This window comes from Hoylesella buccalis ATCC 35310, assembly GCF_000177075.1.
Classification (GTDB): domain Bacteria; phylum Bacteroidota; class Bacteroidia; order Bacteroidales; family Bacteroidaceae; genus Prevotella; species Prevotella buccalis.
The window spans coordinates 31558-49347 of record NZ_ADEG01000062.1; the positions used below are offsets into that span (position 1 = coordinate 31558).

A 17790-nucleotide genomic window follows, 5' to 3' on the forward strand; every position below is an offset into this window, starting at 1 on the left:
TTGTTTACATATTATTTTGTTTCATGAGCATGACAGCATGCTGCCCATGACATCCATTTCAAAACGCCTTATTCTGCTTTCTTGCCTCTTTGTCTTGATCTACCACACAATGAATGCCACGTTCTTTCATAGCGTCACTGTCATGTATGTGCATGGAATCGAACTTTCCATTCTTCTGAAAAATCAATTTCACAGCCATCAATGCAATACATATTGCAATTATTAACATGCTAAGAAGTAATGTTTTCAACATTTCTTATTATATTTGCAGTGTCACTTTGTCATTTCAATTTGGCAAAGGTAGTGCAAATAGAGCAATATACAAAATAAAATAAGAAAAAATAGTATGGAAAAGAAAGACTTACAACCAGCTAGCGTCTTCAAGCAGTTCGCCAAAATTAACGAGATACCACGCCCTTCCAAGCGTGAGGAAAAGATGATAGAATACCTCAAAGAGTTTGGCAAGAGTCATCAACTGGAAACGTCAGTAGATGAAACAGGCAACGTGATTATCCGCAAACCAGCCACCAAAGGCTACGAGGATCGTGCTACGGTGATACTCCAGAGCCACATGGACATGGTGTGTGACAAACTTGTGGACGTTGAGTTCGATTTCGATAAGGATGCCATCCAGACCTACATTGATGGCGAATGGCTTACTGCCAAGGGCACAACGCTCGGGGCAGACGATGGCATCGGTGTGGCTATGGAGTTGGCTGTGCTCGAAAGTGACGACATCGAACACGGCCCGATAGAATGTGTTTTCACCGTTGACGAAGAGACACAGCTAACGGGTGCGTTGGGAATGAAAGCTGGATTCATGACGGGTGATTATCTCATCAACTTAGATTCTGAAGACGAAGGCAAAATATATGTAAGCTGTGCGGGTGGCCGTAGCACCATTGCCACCTTCGACTACAAGGAAGAAGAGGCTCCAAAGGACCACTTCTTCATGCAAATCTCGCTGAAAGGTTTGGTGGGAGGCCACTCTGGTGACGACATCAATAAGAAGCGTGCCAATGCCATCAAGGTTTTAACGAGATTTCTTTTCAACGAACAAGAGAAGTTTGATTTGCGCTTAGCAAGTTTTAATAGTGGCAAATTGCACAACGCCATCCCGCGTGATGGAAAGGTTGTGTTCGCCGTTCCCAATGATGCGAAAGAGCAAGTGCGTGCCGATTGGAATGTTTTCCAGCATGACGTGATGCAAGAGTTTCATGTTACAGATACCGACATGGTGTTCAACATGGAAAGTACCGAGCCCCAACAGGTGCTTCCAAAGGATGTAAGCAGCAAACTGATACTGGCTCTGCAAGCCGTTGACAATGGCATCTTTGCCATGTGCCAAGATGAATTATTGGCCAATATGGTTGAAACATCAAGCAACGTGGCAGCGGTGAAGACCATGGATGGCAAGATTGAAATTTTGTCGTCGCAACGCAGCAACGTGATGAGCAATTTAGACAACATGTGTAACACCGTGAAGGCTGCTTACCAATTGGCAGGCGCTAAGGTTGAACAAACCGATGGTTATCCGGCTTGGAACATGAACCCAGACAGCAAATTAGTGAAGCTGACGGTCGATGCTTACAAGAAATTGTTCAACAAAGAGCCAGAAGTATTGGGCATTCATGCTGGTCTTGAGTGCGGTTTGTTCTCCGAACGTTATCCCCATATCGACATGGTTAGCTTCGGACCCACACTTCGTTTCGTTCATACACCCGATGAACGTTTGCACATCCCTACCGTACAAATGGTTTGGGATCACCTTCTTGAGATATTGAAGAACATCCCTGTGCGCAAATAGTGCGAGCAAATAGCGAAAATGGATTCATGGTTTCAACCGACACCGTGAATCCATTTTTCATGCTCTTTTCGCAAGTCTTTACCAAGAAGTTAAAGACATTAAACTGAGCTTGCAACCCCCTTTACCCTCATTCTTCGAAGAATTTCAAAATTGGCGTCATGAAGGGAGTGATGTCGCGCGGGTGAGAACGATTGTAATAGTCTATCCTTGTGGTCGACCAAGCCACATAAAGACGTTTCTTGGCCCGCGTCATGGCTACATAAAATTTACGCTTGTCTTCGGCCAACAGCCGTTCGTTGTTTTGATTGTAGAAGTTGGGATAGCGCCCGTCAACGGCATCAAAAATGATGACATTGTCAAACTCCAGTCCTTTCGCCTTGTGAACGGTTGTCACGAAGATACGCTCTTGCAGCGTTTGACTATTGCACAAGTCGGCCTCTTTCAGCGTGTTTATTTCCGTAACGTAGGCCCACAGCTGCTCCACCAACGATGGTGCCACTGCTTGGTCAATGATATCATCCGTGAGAAACTGCGTGACATAATGCAACTTATCTTGCGGTTCCAACAATTTTTCACTACAAAGAAACGCATAGAAGCGTTGCATTTCCCGCACCAATACAGGCTCATCGCCAGGTTTTTCTCGCTGATACAGCCGCTGTTTGGCCGCATTGTATATGTCTGAATAGTTTTTTCGCAACACCTCTGCCCGCTTCTTGAACCGCGGATGGCGTATCCATTCCAACTGAGAAGGCACCATGAGCTTGGCTTTTCCATAGCAATGGCGCACCACATTGCACGTTGCGTCAACGTCGGCATCGGCCAAATGGGCGTTTTCTCCTTCCAAATGCAACACCGAGAGCAAATGCTTGAGTTTGTACTCACGCAGGTTTGGCTCCAACAACCGAACGAGTTTGAGCGAATCCAGATAGCGCGGACACTGCTCTTTCAACGATATGGCGGGCAAATAGCGTTGCAGATTGAAATCCAGAATATGATAATCGTAGTCGGCATTGTGTCCCAACAGCATGCTGTCGCCCACATAATCCATGAACATCTGCAATCCTTCAGCATGACTATGCAGCACATGTCGCTGCATTTCAGCAATCAATGGATTTTCAATCTCTCCCAGTTGTTGCGGAATGTCACGGTCGGTTTCCATAAAAACTACAAACGACGAGCCGGGAACCACTTTCCCTTGCCGCATCCTGACAGCTGCAATCTGCACGATGTCGTCCTCAAAAACGTTCAGTCCGGTGGTCTCTGTGTCGAACACCACAATATCCTGCTGCTCATAACACTTTACAAATTCCTGCACATAACTGCTCTCTGGGTACGTCAGAAGGTCGGTTGGCAGCATCGCCCTGTCCAACAATCCCCGCACAAAGCCACGCGCTGCCGCATTGCTCTCAAAGACATGCAGCCCCATGAACAATCGTGACCACCCGATGAAGTTGTGCTCGTTGGCCAAAACATTCAGGTGAGCCAGCAGCAACTTTACGCCCTGTGAGGCGAACAAATCATCTCCTGACACCTTAAAATGCGATAATGACAAATCGTTCAACGCCCTACTCATCATTTCGGCATCGGCATTGGCACTCACGATGACCGCCGTTGTCTCCTTCGCATCCGCCGCTTGCAACCGAAATACCACATCGGCGACGTCACGATATTCCGAGTCAATGGTCACACTATCCATCACTTGCAACTCATCTCCCTTGCGTTGGGGAAGATAATTGGTCGTTGGCAGCACGTTTTTGTCTATTCCCAGCTGCTGTTCGGCATAAACATTGAACACGTCAAGCAAGTATTGTGGGGAACGATGGTTGACAAATAGCCGGTGAACATGCCCCTCACAACGCTCCCTCAGGGCGTCCAGCGTGCTCATCTTGGCACCCATGAACGAAAAGATGGCCTGCTGCTCGTCACCCAGATACATCACGGTGTGGAAGTCGCTACTTGTAAATCCGTCGACAAGTGCCAGCTGCAACGGGTTGAGGTCTTGCACCTCATCAACCTGTATCCAGTCATACCGCTTCAGCTCATGCTTGTCGTCGGCCCGCAGCGCATCGTAAGTAAGCATCAACAAGTCCTCAAAATCCAGCAACTTGTTCTCTTTTTTGTATGCCATGTAATGCCGCGCCTGCTCCATTTTTTTCAGTAAGGCGCCAATGTCACGCTGACTTCCCAAGTCGTATGCCTCGGTTTGGATGAGATCCTCATACACATCCGAATGCGTGAACACATCGAGCATCGTCTCAGGCGTCATCTCCATTTGTTGCACTTGGCACAGGGTGCGCAACGCCGTCACGTCCCTTGCCGTCACACATTCAGGGTGTAGACGCAGTTTTTTGGGATGTTCATGCACCAGTTGATGGATGAATCCCGCAAAATGAAAAACCTCTATATATTCACTCTTCGCTCGATAATTCGCCTGCACCGCATATTCATCCTCATCCCGATAGCGAGCCAGGATGCTGAAAGCATCTTCATCGTCAATAACCGAACTCTCGGCAGGCACCAAACTGTTATCGAACAAGAATTTGGAACAAAACCGATGCACGTTTCCCACATACACCTCGTTCACGCCTTCATCCGCGATATGCGCCTCAATACGTTCTTTCATGCCACGGGCAGCGCGGTTTGTAAACGTCAAACACAGCATCTTATCGAATGGCATTCCTTGTTCGTGTGCCCTACGAATGCGCTCGGTAAGAATTTGGGTCTTGCCACATCCCGGCGGAGCCAGCACCAGATGGTACCCACCCTCAGCCTGTATCACCGCCTGTTGAAATCGGTCGGGCGTAAAAGTTGTCTGAATCTTATTCGTGTTCATGGTCTGCATCGTTATCGTTTAATCCTACAAATATATCATTTTTATTTGAGCTACCCGGCATTCTCCAAAAAAATACTATATTTGCAGTTGATTTGTAGACGATGAATGACCATCTACTCGCAACGCAAACCCAATTAAACATGATGAAAAATAAAAACAAAATACAGGCACACAGTGCCGTGATACTGGCCAACGTAATCTTTGGTTTAGGTGTACCCGTTACCAAACTCTTGCTCGACGAATGGGTGTCGCCCATGGGATACATGTTCACTCGATGCCTGGGTGCTGCGGTGATATTCTGGTTGATTAGTCTGTTCATGCCCAAAGAGCCTGTTGAGCGCAAAGACCTGTTCATCATCATGTTGGGTGGTTTGCTTGGATTTGTGGTTTCACAAACGCTCACCGCCTGGGCTTTGGTATACACCACGCCGGTTTACTTCTCACTGATTGCCACACTGACACCCGTTGCCACCATGCTGATGGCGGCAGCTTTTTTGAAAGAGACGCTCAATGGAAAGAAGACGATAGGCGTTCTCATCGGTATTGCCGGCGCGCTCTTGATGGTCTTCATGGGCTGGCAGAGCGGCTCAGGAACCAACGACGTGCTGGGCATCTTCCTCACCATTCTGAGTCTGCTCACCTGGGTCATCTATCTGTTGATTACTCGAAACGTTTCTCAGAAATACTCGGCCGTGACCCAGATGAAGTGGATTTTCCTCATTTCTACCATCGCCGTGCTGCCTTTCGCCGCCCCCGAATGGGGTCAGCAGAAACTTTTCTCTGCCGCATGGGCCTGGACAGGCGTAGCCGAAATGGCCTTCATCGTGCTGTTCGCTACCGTGATGGGCTACTTTGCCATACCGTTCGCCATGCGCTACCTGCCCGCTACCACCGTAAGCATTTACACCAATCTGCAACCTGTGGTTGCTTCGTTGGTAGCCATCTACATCGGACAGGACGTGCTGACCTGGGACAAACCGGTGGCCGGCATTCTCGTTTTGCTGAGTGCCTACATCATCACCAGAAAAAACGTGGAATAATAAAACACGGAACCACACAAAAATCGTTCACATCACACCCATGCTCATCGTTCACAACCGACTGATACCCTTCAAAAATTATGATGCCATCAACATTCTGGGAATGTTGTTTTGCCGCAAAGGAACGACCATCACGGCCGACCTTATTCAGCATGAGCGCATCCATACCCGGCAGATGATTGAACTGGGATTTGTATTCTTCTATCTCTTCTACGTCATCGAGTGGCTCATTCGCCTGCCAATGAGCGGGCGCGCCTACCTCAACATTTCGTTCGAGCGCGAGGCGTACAGGCACATGGACGACCCCAACTATTTGCTCAACCGACGGCCATACGCTTGGACGCGCTATCTGAAAAACCCGAGTAAATCTCGCACGAAATCCCCCAAAAAATCGAATTAAAAACGAAGGTCATAGCCTCCATGGATGGCACCCCACAAAGGCCGCCAACCAAGGGCGTTGACTTTGGGCACCAATGTCATACACTTTGGACCCCAAAGTCATAGACATTAACCTTCAAAGTCAATGCTTTTAGTTTCACAAGGGAAAAAAGAAGAGAAATGAGGACATGCTTTACTTCAACAGAAGTAAATAACGAGCTTTGTATCAATTGGTTTATAAAACGTACGGTATCAGCAAATCATCACCGGCCAACGACACTTTCAAGCGATACTTATCGGTGTACTCCACATGCATGAGTTGTTTGGGGGCGGTAGACTGCGGTTCGGTCAACGCCAAGGCCACATGCCCCATGGTACGGCGGAGATTGAGTTCGACACAAGGATGGATGCACAACTCCTCCCGATCCTCCATCCTCACCACCATCATGTCGATGCCAAACGGCCCCACATATTTGCCTTTGAAGAGCGAACCCACCAGCGAGATGACATGCGCCTGAATGAAATCGAGCAATTCGAGGGGTACATACCGCGCCATCATGTCGCGCTTCACCGCCTCCGAAGCGATGACGTTACCCGTATAAGCGCCATGAACTGTCGAGAACAGTGACAGACCAAGGTATGCCACACGGCCGTTGTCCATAGCCATGAATTCCATTCCAAAATCACAGACCTTATTATATTGCGGTTCTATCATGATGCCACCCTGCTTCTTGATGAGGTTTCGGCACCAACCTTCAACATGGCCACTGAAATCATGATCTACATATCTCAACCCCCTGCCGCTACTGCTCCAAGGTGCCTTCAATACAAATCGCTCGCCATCTACCATGAGCCGGTCGGCCAACTGAGCGGCATCGCCCGAGAAAAAAGTGCTGGTTCCTACGAAACGCTCGTGTGATGCTGCAAGAACAGGTAGCAAATGGGTTGCAGCGAACGTGCGACTGCTCAGTTTGCGCATAACATCTAATTGCTTGGCCGTGGGCACTGTTTGTCTAAACGTCGCGTTGGACGACACTAAATAGTGACACAAGGCCCTGTTCCACCCCCAAGGTTCGACCTTCACCGTGGAGAAATCGATGGGAACACGGCACAAATCGGCATGCGAAATAAACAACACATCATGCACCAAACCGCCAAGACGGCGTGCCGATTCGAGTGCAGCCGACACGTCATCTACCAGCACCATGTCACCATCGTCAGCCCACAGAGCCGGCAGATAGCCCAGGTCGGCACGCAATTCGCGTGCAGCATGCGGAGCCGTGAAAGCATCCATGTTGGACGCCAATGCTACATCGTGATCTGGATTGAAGATATGTAATTTCATTGTCAGAAAGCCTCATTCTTTTAACTGGGTACAAAAATAATAAAAAAAGATGATATTTTGCAATATAGAGTTTGCAATTATAGAAATTAATAGTATCTTTGCAGTGACGATTATGCAATTTAAAAGGATTTAGAAATGGAATCTTTCTTCCGCACTCATAAGAACCTTGTAGAGCACACCAAAGCGCCAGTTCGTCGCACCCTCATGGATGAGATTGACTGGAACGACCGCTTGATTGGCATCAAGGGAACAAGAGGTGTGGGAAAGACCACATTCTTGTTGCAATACGCACAAGAAAATTTTGAGAGTACTGATCGCCGCTGCCTGTACATCAACATGAACAACTTCTACTTCCAAGGCTGCGGAATAGATGATTTTGCGAAGCAATTTGTTGAGCAGGGCGGTAAGGTGCTGCTCATTGACCAGGTGTTTAAGCAGCCAAACTGGAGTGAGGAGCTAAGGCGATGCCACGACCGTTTTCCGGAATTGAAGGTGATTTTCACCGGCTCGAGCGTGATGAGGCTCAAGGAAGAGAATCCCGAACTGAACGGTATTGTAAAAAGTTACAACCTGCGCGGGTTCTCGTTTCGCGAGTTTCTCAACCTCAAGACCAACAACCAGTTTACGCCTTACACGCTTGACGAGATACTAACGAATCACGAACACATCATCAAGCAAATCCTGCCAAAGGCCAGTCCGGCGAAATACTTCATGGACTACATCCACCATGGCTTCTACCCGTTCTTTCTGGAGAATCGCAATTTCTCGGAGAATCTGCTGAAGACCATGAACATGATGACGGAGGTAGACATTCTGCTCATCAAGCAAATCGAACTGAAATACCTCACAAAAATCAAGAAGCTGTTCTACCTGTTGGCCACCGAAGGGCAGTGTGCGCCCAACATCAGCAATCTGGCGCACGAGATACATACCAGCCGCGCTACGGTGATGAATTACATCAAATACCTGGCCGATGCCCGATTGATTAACATCATCTATCCCATGGGTCAAGATTTCCCGAAGAAACCCAGCAAAGTGATGATGCACAACACCAATTTGCAATATGTGATCTATCCGAACAAGGCAGATACACAGGATTTGATGGAGACTTTCTTCGTGAACTGCATGTGGAAAGACCACGCAGTGAACCAAGCTGGCAAAGACCGTTTCTACCTGGTTGACGGCAAACAGAAGTTCAGAATTTGCGATGCAAAGAGCGAACATAAAATACATTATAGCAGTGATACCGTCTACGCCCGATACAACACTGAGGTGGGGCAAGACAACCGCATCCCCCTATGGCTGTTTGGTTTTCTATATTGACAAGCGACAGAGGGGCGAATCAAGACAAGCGAACAAATAAATACAGCAACAAAAGAACAAGAATGATAGTAAAGAATTAAAAGATTCATACGAAACATTTATTCATATTTTATTTATAACAAAATGGCAAAAGAAAAAAAGTTTATCACTTGTGATGGTAACGAAGCCGCAGCTCATATCAGTTACATGTTTTCTGAGGTAGCTGCCATCTACCCCATCACACCGTCTTCTCCTATGGCCGAACATGTTGATACATGGGCTGCCAAGGGACGAAAGAACCTATTTGGTCAAACGGTTACGGTACAAGAAATGCAGTCGGAAGGAGGCGCAGCCGGTGCCGTGCATGGCTCTCTTCAATCAGGCGCATTGACCACAACCTATACAGCATCGCAGGGTTTGCTGCTCATGATACCAAACATGTACAAGATAGCTGGCGAACAGCTGCCTTGCGTTATCAACGTTTCGGCGCGTACCATTGCCACACACTCATTGTGTATCTTTGGTGACCACTCTGACGTAATGGCTTGCCGTCAAACTGGTTTCGCCATGTTCTGCGCTGGATCCGTTCAAGAGGTGATGGATTTGTCGACTGTACCTCATTTGGCTACCTTAAAGACAAGCATTCCTTTCATCAATTTCTTCGATGGTTTCCGTACTTCGCATGAGTATCAAAAAATTGAAATGATTGACGAAGAGGAAATCAAGAAATTGATTGACTATGACGACATCAAACGTTTCCGCGACCGCGCACTCACTCCAGAGCGTCCAGTAACTCGCGGTACGGCTGAAAACCCAGAGACATTCTTCACACATCGCGAAGCATGCAACAAGCATTACGAGGATGTGCCAGATGTTGTGGAAGGCTATCTGAAACAAATCTCTGAGCTTACAGGTCGCGAATACCACATCTTCTCTTATTATGGAGCAGAGGATGCAGAGAACATCATCATCTTGATGGGTTCGGCTACCGAAGCCGCTCGTGAGGTGATTGACCATCAGTTGAAGGAAGGTAAGAAGGTCGGAATGATTTCGGTACACCTCTATCGTCCATTCTCTGTAAAACACCTGTTGGCCGCAGTGCCAAAGACTGTTAAGCGTATTGCAGTGTTGGATCGCACGAAAGAGCCAGGTGCCGAAGGCGAACCGCTGTACCTTGACGTGAAGAGTGCTTTCTATGACGTAGAAAACAAGCCACTGATTGTGGGTGGACGCTATGGACTGGGTTCAGCTGACATCACGCCAAGCCACATCATCTCTGTGTTTGACAACCTGGAGATGAACGAGCCGAAGAACCACTTTACGGTTGGTATTGTTGATGACGTGACCTTTACTTCACTTCCTTTGCTTGAAGACATTCCTCTGGGAGCCGAAGGAACGTTCGAAGCTAAGTTCTTTGGACTGGGTGCTGACGGTACTGTAGGTGCCAACAAGAACTCTGTGAAGATTATCGGTGATAATACCGATAAATATTGTCAGGCCTACTTCTCGTACGACTCGAAGAAGTCAGGAGGTTTCACCTGCTCACATCTTCGCTTTGGCGATCAGCCCATTCACTCTACCTACAAAGTAATCACACCTAACTTTGTGGCTTGCCACGTTCAGGCATACTTGAGAATGTATGACGTGATTCGCGGTCTGCGCAAGAATGGTACCTTCCTTTTGAACACCGTATTTGAGGGAGAAGAGTTGGCCAACTTCATTCCAAACAGACTGAAGCGCTACTTTGCTCAAAACAACATTACGGTATATTACATCAATGCAACGAAGATTGCACAAGAAATTGGTTTGGGCAACCGTACCAACACCATTCTACAGAGTGCCTTCTTCCGTATCACCGAGGTGATTCCTGTTGACCTTGCCGTTGAACAGATGAAGAAATTCATCGTGAAGTCTTATGGTAACAAGGGACAGGACATCGTTGACAAGAACTACGCAGCTGTAGAACGCGGTGTGGAGTATCAGCAATTGACGGTTGACCCAGCATGGGCAGACCTTGCAGATGAAGAAGAAGCACCAGAAGAGGATGTTCCCGCATACATCAAGGAAATCGTACGTCCTATCAATGCACAGAATGGCGATTTGCTGAAAGTATCCGATTTCGTGAAATACGATATGATTGACGGTACCATGCTGAATGGTTCGTCTGCCTATGAGAAGCGAGGTGTTGAAGCATTCAACCCAGAGTGGACACCCGAAAACTGTATCCAGTGTAACAAATGTGCTTACGTTTGTCCTCACGCAGCCATTCGTCCATTTGTATTGGATGAGGAAGAGGTGAAAGGCTTCAATGACAAGACCCTGGCTATGAAGGTTCCAAGACCGATGGCTGGCATGAACTTCCGCATTCAGGTAAGTGTACTCGACTGTGTAGGTTGTGGTAACTGTGCCGATGTCTGCCCTGGAAACAAACAAGGTAAGGCATTGAAGATGGTTCCATTTACACGCGATGAGAAGATGATTGAGAACTGGAACTACCTCACCAAGAATGTAAAGAGCAAACAACATCTTGTTGATATCCAGAGCAATGTGAAGAATTCTCAATTTGCACAACCCTTGTTTGAGTTCTCGGGTGCATGTGCAGGATGTGGTGAAACACCTTATGTAAAATTGGTTTCACAATTGTTTGGCGATCGTGAAATGCTTGCCAACGCAACAGGTTGTTCATCCATTTACTCTGCATCACTGCCTTCAACACCATACACGACCAATGCAGACGGTAAGGGGCCGGCCTTTGCCAACTCATTGTTTGAAGACTTCTGCGAATTTGGTATGGGTATGGTAATGGGCAACAAGAAGATGCGTGACCGTCTTGCTGTCCTTCTCAACCAATTGGTAGAAAAAGAAGATTCGTCTAACGAGTTGAAAGAGGCCGTTCAGAAGTGGATGGAAGCGAAAGAAGACGCTCAAGGCTCTAAGGAAGCCACAGAACAACTCAAGCCTCTTATCAAGGCAGGTGCAGAGAAAGGTTGTGACACTTGCAAAGAACTGATGACGCTGGAGCACTACCTCATCAAACGTTCACAGTGGATTATTGGTGGTGACGGTGCATCGTATGACATCGGTTTCGGTGGACTCGACCACGTTATCGCATCAGGTGAAGATGTTAATATCTTAGTTCTCGATACGGAAGTTTACTCGAATACGGGTGGACAGAGTTCAAAGGCAACACCACTTGGGGCCATTGCTCAATTCGCAGCCCAAGGAAAGCGCATCCGCAAAAAGGACTTAGGCTTGATGGCTACGACCTATGGGTATGTGTATGTTGCACAGATAGCAATGGGTGCCGACCAGGCTCAAACGCTGAAAGCCATTCGTGAAGCTGAGGCTTATCCCGGACCATCGCTCATCATCGCCTATTCACCCTGTATCAACCACGGCTTGAAAGCCAAGGGTGGCATGGGTAAGAGCCAGGCAGAGGAAGCTCGTGCCGTTGCTTGCGGTTACTGGCACTTGTGGAGATACAATCCTCAGCTGGCCGATGAAGGCAAGAATCCATTCATGCTCGACTCTAAAGAACCAGACTGGAGCAAGTTCCGCGATTTCTTATTGGGTGAAGTTCGCTACCTGTCTGTGAAGAAAGCATATCCTCATGAAGCCGATGAACTGTTCCAAGCTGCAGAGGATATGGCGAAACTGCGCTATAACAGCTATGTTCGCAAATCGCAAGAGGACTGGAGTATGTCAAATGGAGAAGTAGACAAAACCGCCAATGAGGATCCTAATACAGCCGAAGCTACAGAAAAAGTGGTAGCAAGTGAGCCGAAGGAGGATTCAAAGGCCGAGCATGTTGATGCAAAATCTTAAGCAAGAAACATAGCTCATAATATTTAGAAAAGAGGGAGTATCAGCAACATGATACCCCTCTTTTTTTCTTATTTTACGATGGATTGAGGGTGATTGAATTATTTTCTGGCTTTCTAAGAATATGAATATAGGAGTGTATTCTATCCCTTGCAGCTAAACTTGGGGCGTAATACATCGCATACAGCACTAAAACCTATTTAACGAATAAGACTTCTTTGTAGATTTAAAGCTCCTTCTGCTGATGAACCAGTTAATAGAAGTCTAACCTCCACCCTATCTGTTAACAAAATTTAAAGGCAGTAAAAAGTATTGTTGGGTGACCTTATGCTGCATTCTTTTTTTGTATCTTTGCAAACAAATAAAAACATACAAAGTCGTTTCTCTTCTGAAACGCAGAAATTTCTATCAACACTTATTATACAACAATGTATAGCAAAGACGAATTATCATCTAAAGATATCCAGGAATTGTCGGATATCGCTCAAAAACTGGGTGCCGAAATTGACGAAAACAATACGCCAGAAGAAATCATATATTCAATACTCGATAAACAAGCTACGTCAGAAACAGATGAAAACGCCACAGGTACCAAGCGGCGTCGTATTCGCATACCAGTACGTGAAACTGACAGAGTGTACTCGGTGAATGGGAAAGAGGGTGAGAACTTCGACCTGAAAAAGAAAAACCAGCAAGCGAGCCAACTTCTTTATTCAAAGAGGATGACATGAGCAAAGATGATACTTCGACACAAGAAGAGCAGGAACTGACACCGGAAGAAGAACTTGCAGCCATTCCTAAGCATAGAGGGAGAAAGACAAAACGCGAGCTTGAACTTCTTGCAATGATTGATGCCAAGAAGGAAGAGAACCAAGAAGATACAGAAGAGCAAGAAATAGAGGCAGAAGATAACGACGATACCGAAGCATCACGCTCAAATGAAGCACATGATGAGGTGTATGAAAAAGATTCTGAGAACGCGGAAGAAGAGGCTTCAGAGGCAGATGCAGAAGGCACATCTCATAAAGACTCTGGTATGAGTAACTTACTGGAACGCTTACAAGCGAAAGTGAATGCGCACAATGAAAACGAGCAAGAACGTCGCGAGGCCATTGCAGAAGGCATTTGGGAAGGAGATCCTGCCGATGGTACAGACTTTATCGTTGTGCAAGACTTACCCATCGTAGATCAAGGTGCGGTGCCGAGTTATGACATGTTTGACAATCCAACCACACCCGTCATGCCTTCGGCTTCATACCAAACGCCTGTTAACACGAACGCTTCCAACCAACCAGCATACGACTTCTCAGACATTATTGAAGCAAATGGTGTCCTGGAAATCATGCCAGATGGCTATGGATTTCTGCGTTCCAGCGATTACAATTATCTGTCTTCGCCTGACGATGTGTACGTGGCCAGCTCACAAATCAAGAAGTATGGCTTGAAGACGGGTGATGTGGTGCAATGTCATGTTCGCCCTCCGCATGACGGAGAGAAGTACTTTCCATTGACCAACATCGACAAAATCAACGGAAGAAACCCAAATGAGATTCGTGACAGAATACAATTTGAACATCTCACTCCACTCTTCCCAGAAGAGAAATTCACACTCTGTGGCGATAAAGCAACTACCAATTTGTCAACAAGAGTGGTCGACCTCTTCTCTCCTATCGGTAAAGGTCAGCGTGCCTTGATAGTCGCTCAACCCAAAACCGGTAAGACCATCTTGATGAAAGATATTGCCAATGCCATCGCTGCCAACCACCCCGAGGCGTATTTGATGATGCTTTTAATCGACGAACGACCTGAGGAAGTGACCGACATGGCGCGAACCGTGAATGCAGAAGTTATCGCATCCACGTTCGATGAACCGGCAGAGCGACATGTTAAGATTGCAGGAATCGTGCTTGAGAAAGCCAAACGAATGGTTGAATGTGGGCATGATGTGGTGATATTCCTCGACTCTATTACCCGTTTGGCCCGCGCCTATAATACCGTGAGCCCTGCTTCAGGCAAGGTATTGACCGGTGGTGTGGATGCAAATGCATTACAAAAGCCGAAACGATTCTTTGGTGCGGCCCGCAACATTGAAGGCGGTGGATCACTGACTATCATCGCTACAGCACTGATTGATACGGGTAGTAAGATGGATGAGGTAATCTTCGAAGAGTTTAAGGGTACCGGTAACATGGAACTTCAATTAGACCGGTCACTTTCTAACAAGCGCATCTTCCCAGCTGTCAACCTGGTTGCATCGAGCACTCGTCGTGACGACTTGCTGCAAGACAAGACCACACTGGATAGAATGTGGATTCTACGCAAGTATATTGCCGACATGAACCCAATTGAAGCAATGAACTCAATTCATGACAGAATGATAAGAACCCACAGCAATGACGAGTTCTTGATGTCAATGAACTCATGATAATGAACGAATATATCGAAATAAAAGGTGCCCGTGTCAACAATCTGAAGAACATCAGCATCAATATTCCCCGAAATCAATTTATTGTTATAGCCGGACTATCGGGTTCCGGCAAATCATCCTTGGCCTTCGACACATTATATGCCGAAGGCCAACGTCGCTATGTAGAATCACTTTCCTCCTATGCAAGACAATTCTTGGGGCGCATGAGCAAACCCGAATGTGACTTCATCAAGGGACTACCACCTGCCATAGCCATTGAACAGAAAGTGATTTCTCGCAATCCTCGAAGCACAGTAGGCACGTCTACCGAAATATACGAATATCTACGTTTGCTTTTTGCGCGCATTGGCAAGACATACTCCCCCACCAGTGGCGAAGAGGTAAAGAAGCATTCAACTGACGACATCGTCAACTGTACGCAACAATACTCTAAGGGAATCAAGTTTGCCATCCTGGCTCCATTGCACCTGATTGAAGGCAGAACGCTGGAAAAACAACTTGAAATGGAAATCCAGGAGGGCTACACTCGTCTTTGGTTCAAGAATGATTTCGTGCGGATAGACGACTTTCTGGCGGACAAAGAAGCATTGGGAAAAGCAAAGGTTGATGAGATTTTCCTGTTGATTGACCGCCTGTCTGTTGACGATGCCAAGGATGTCATCTCCCGATTGATAGACTCAGCCGAAACTGCCTTCTACGAAGGACGTGGCGAATGCCGACTGGTGTTCTTCCCATCCAACATAACTTATGAGTTTTCCATGCGTTATGAAGCCGATGGAATGACCTTCGAGGAACCCAATGACAACATGTTTTCATTCAATTCTCCTTTGGGAGCATGCCCCACTTGCGAAGGGTTTGGCAGCATCATAGGTATTGATGAAAAACTGGTCATTCCCAACTCTACCCTCAGCGTCTACGATGGTTGTGTACAATGTTGGCACGGCGAAAAGATGGGCCAATGGAAAGATGAGTTCTGTCGACGAGCGAAACGAGACGACTTCCCGATATTCAAGCCCTACCTGGAGTTGACAAGAAAAGAGAAAGACATGCTGTGGCATGGCTTACCATCCGACATGCACGAAGACGAGCGTGACCGAGTGAGCATTGATGCCTTTTTCCAAATGGTGAAAGAGAATCAATACAAGATTCAATACCGTGTGATGATGAGTCGCTATCGGGGCAGAACCACTTGTCCAACCTGTCATGGTACACGCCTGAAAAGAGAGGCCAGTTGGGTGAAAATCAACGGCATGAGCATCACTGACCTGGTAGAAATGTCCATCTCCAACCTCCATGCATGGTTCAAACAACTTGCCTTAGACGACCATGACGCAGAGATTGGCAAACGATTGCTCACCGAAATCAACAACCGATTGCAGTTTCTCATTGACGTGGGACTGGGCTATCTCACGCTCAACCGCCAATCCAACACATTGAGTGGCGGCGAGAGTCAGCGCATCAACCTCACTACTTCACTGGGAAGTTCCTTGGTGGGCTCGCTTTATATCCTGGACGAACCCAGCATTGGCCTGCATAGTCGCGATACCAAACGATTGATTAGTGTGCTAAAAAAGCTACAAGCATTGGGCAATACCGTTATTGTTGTGGAGCATGACAAGGAAATTATGCAAGCCGCAGACACCCTGATAGACGTAGGTCCCAATGCGGGTAGACTGGGTGGAGAAATTGTTTTCAATGGATCCATCAAAGATATTGACCGCAATAAGGAACAATTTGCCAAACAATTCTCTCGCTCTCACACCATTCAATACCTCACAGGAAAAGAAACAATCGACAAACCCAGTTCTCGAAGGTCATGGAACATGGCCATCGAACTGAAAGGTGCCAGACAAAACAACTTGAAGGGAATTGATGTAAAGTTTCCGCTGAACGTGCTGGATGTGGTGACTGGCGTTAGTGGATCGGGTAAGTCAACCTTGGTGAAGGGCATCCTCTACCCCGCCTTAAAGCGACATTTGAATGAGGTAGCCGATCAGCCCGGCGAATATATTTCGCTGGAAGGCGACTGGAAACACATCGAGCATGTAGAATTTGTCGACCAAAATCCTATAGGCAAGAGCACGCGCAGCAATGCGGCAACTTACGTCAAGGCCTACGATGCCATCAGACAATTGTTTGCCGAACAACCGCTTGCCAAGCAAATGGGCTTCTCACCACAATACTTCTCCTTCAACACCGAAGGCGGCAGATGCGAAGAATGTAAGGGCGCAGGAACCATCACCGTTGAGATGCAGTTTATGGCCGACCTCGAATTGGAATGCGAAGCGTGCCATGGTCAACGATTCAAAAAGGACATACTGGATGTGCGAGTAGATGGAAAAAACATCAATGACGTGCTGAACATGACGGTTACAGAGGCACTTGAGTTCTTCAATCGCTTGAATGAGAAAACGGTTGTCAGCCGACTACAACCGCTGGATGACGTGGGATTGGGATACATCAAGTTGGGACAAAGCTCGTCTACGCTTTCGGGTGGTGAAAACCAACGCGTAAAACTGGCTTACTTCATTGGGCGCGAGAAGCAAGAGCCTACCTTATTTATCTTTGACGAACCAACCACCGGACTACATTATCTGGACATCAAGCGTCTGCTGTCGGCATTCGATGCATTGATAGAACGAGGACACTCCATCATCGTCATCGAACATAATCTGGATGTCATCAACTATGCCGATTATGTCATCGACCTCGGTCCGGACGGGGGTGACAAGGGCGGCTCATTGGTTGTCGCAGGCACACCTGAAGAGATAGCCAACTGTAAGACAAGTCTTACGGGGCAGTACCTTAAAGCTGAGCAGTTGTAACAACCAACTG

11 protein-coding genes are annotated in these 17790 nt (G+C 47.1%); 8 read left to right on the forward strand and 3 right to left on the reverse strand.

Features of this window, described 5'->3' with window-relative positions; all coding sequences use genetic code 11:
• Window positions 1-58: 58 nt before the first annotated feature.
• Entirely contained in the window at window positions 59-253 is a 195-nt protein-coding gene (locus HMPREF0650_RS06985) for a hypothetical protein (protein ID WP_040562775.1), read from the reverse strand.
• Window positions 254-346: 93 nt separating this feature from the next.
• On the opposite strand from HMPREF0650_RS06985, the gene HMPREF0650_RS06990 reads away from it, so the two are divergent.
• Window positions 347-1807 (forward strand): aminoacyl-histidine dipeptidase, encoded by a 1461-nt coding sequence (locus HMPREF0650_RS06990; RefSeq protein ID WP_004349520.1) that lies wholly within the window; start codon window positions 347-349, stop codon window positions 1805-1807.
• A 127-nt stretch (window positions 1808-1934) separates the two neighbouring features.
• On the opposite strand, the gene HMPREF0650_RS06995 is transcribed toward HMPREF0650_RS06990, so the two are convergent.
• Window positions 1935-4649, reverse strand: a complete 2715-nt coding sequence (locus tag HMPREF0650_RS06995; RefSeq protein WP_004349522.1) for a 3'-5' exonuclease — start codon at window positions 4647-4649, stop codon at window positions 1935-1937.
• A 134-nt stretch (window positions 4650-4783) separates the two neighbouring features.
• Between HMPREF0650_RS06995 and HMPREF0650_RS07000 the strand changes: the two genes are divergently transcribed.
• Both HMPREF0650_RS07000 and HMPREF0650_RS07005 read left to right on the forward strand, forming a co-directional pair.
• Window positions 4784-5680 (forward strand): DMT family transporter, encoded by an 897-nt coding sequence (locus HMPREF0650_RS07000; protein ID WP_004349524.1) that lies wholly within the window; start codon window positions 4784-4786, stop codon window positions 5678-5680.
• A 40-nt stretch (window positions 5681-5720) separates the two neighbouring features.
• The gene (locus HMPREF0650_RS07005; protein ID WP_004349525.1) at window positions 5721-6080 is read left to right on the forward strand and encodes a hypothetical protein; all 360 of its coding nucleotides are present in this window, start codon (window positions 5721-5723) and stop codon (window positions 6078-6080) included.
• A gap of 213 nt (window positions 6081-6293) precedes the next feature.
• On the opposite strand, the gene HMPREF0650_RS07010 is transcribed toward HMPREF0650_RS07005, so the two are convergent.
• The gene (locus HMPREF0650_RS07010; protein WP_004349526.1) at window positions 6294-7403 is read right to left on the reverse strand and encodes a hypothetical protein; all 1110 of its coding nucleotides are present in this window, start codon (window positions 7401-7403) and stop codon (window positions 6294-6296) included.
• A gap of 135 nt (window positions 7404-7538) precedes the next feature.
• On the opposite strand from HMPREF0650_RS07010, the gene HMPREF0650_RS07015 reads away from it, so the two are divergent.
• The 5 genes from HMPREF0650_RS07015 (at window position 7539) to uvrA (ending at window position 17780) form a co-directional block, all read left to right on the forward strand.
• On the forward strand, window positions 7539-8726 hold the full coding sequence (locus HMPREF0650_RS07015) for an ATP-binding protein (RefSeq protein ID WP_004349528.1): 1188 nt from the start codon (window positions 7539-7541) through the stop codon (window positions 8724-8726).
• Window positions 8727-8849: 123 nt separating this feature from the next.
• Complete coding sequence (nifJ, locus tag HMPREF0650_RS07020) at window positions 8850-12530, forward strand: pyruvate:ferredoxin (flavodoxin) oxidoreductase (protein WP_004349530.1); 3681 nt, start codon at window positions 8850-8852, stop codon at window positions 12528-12530.
• Between the two features lie 425 nt (window positions 12531-12955).
• Entirely contained in the window at window positions 12956-13258 is a 303-nt protein-coding gene (locus HMPREF0650_RS13745; protein ID WP_375342087.1) for a hypothetical protein, read from the forward strand.
• Entirely contained in the window at window positions 13255-14952 is a 1698-nt protein-coding gene (gene rho, locus HMPREF0650_RS07025) for a transcription termination factor Rho (RefSeq protein ID WP_004349532.1), read from the forward strand. The genes HMPREF0650_RS13745 and rho overlap by 4 nt, the downstream gene beginning before the upstream one ends.
• A 2-nt stretch (window positions 14953-14954) precedes the next feature.
• Window positions 14955-17780 (forward strand): excinuclease ABC subunit UvrA, encoded by a 2826-nt coding sequence (uvrA, locus tag HMPREF0650_RS07030; protein ID WP_040562777.1) that lies wholly within the window; start codon window positions 14955-14957, stop codon window positions 17778-17780.
• The last annotated feature ends 10 nt before the right edge of the window (window positions 17781-17790 follow it).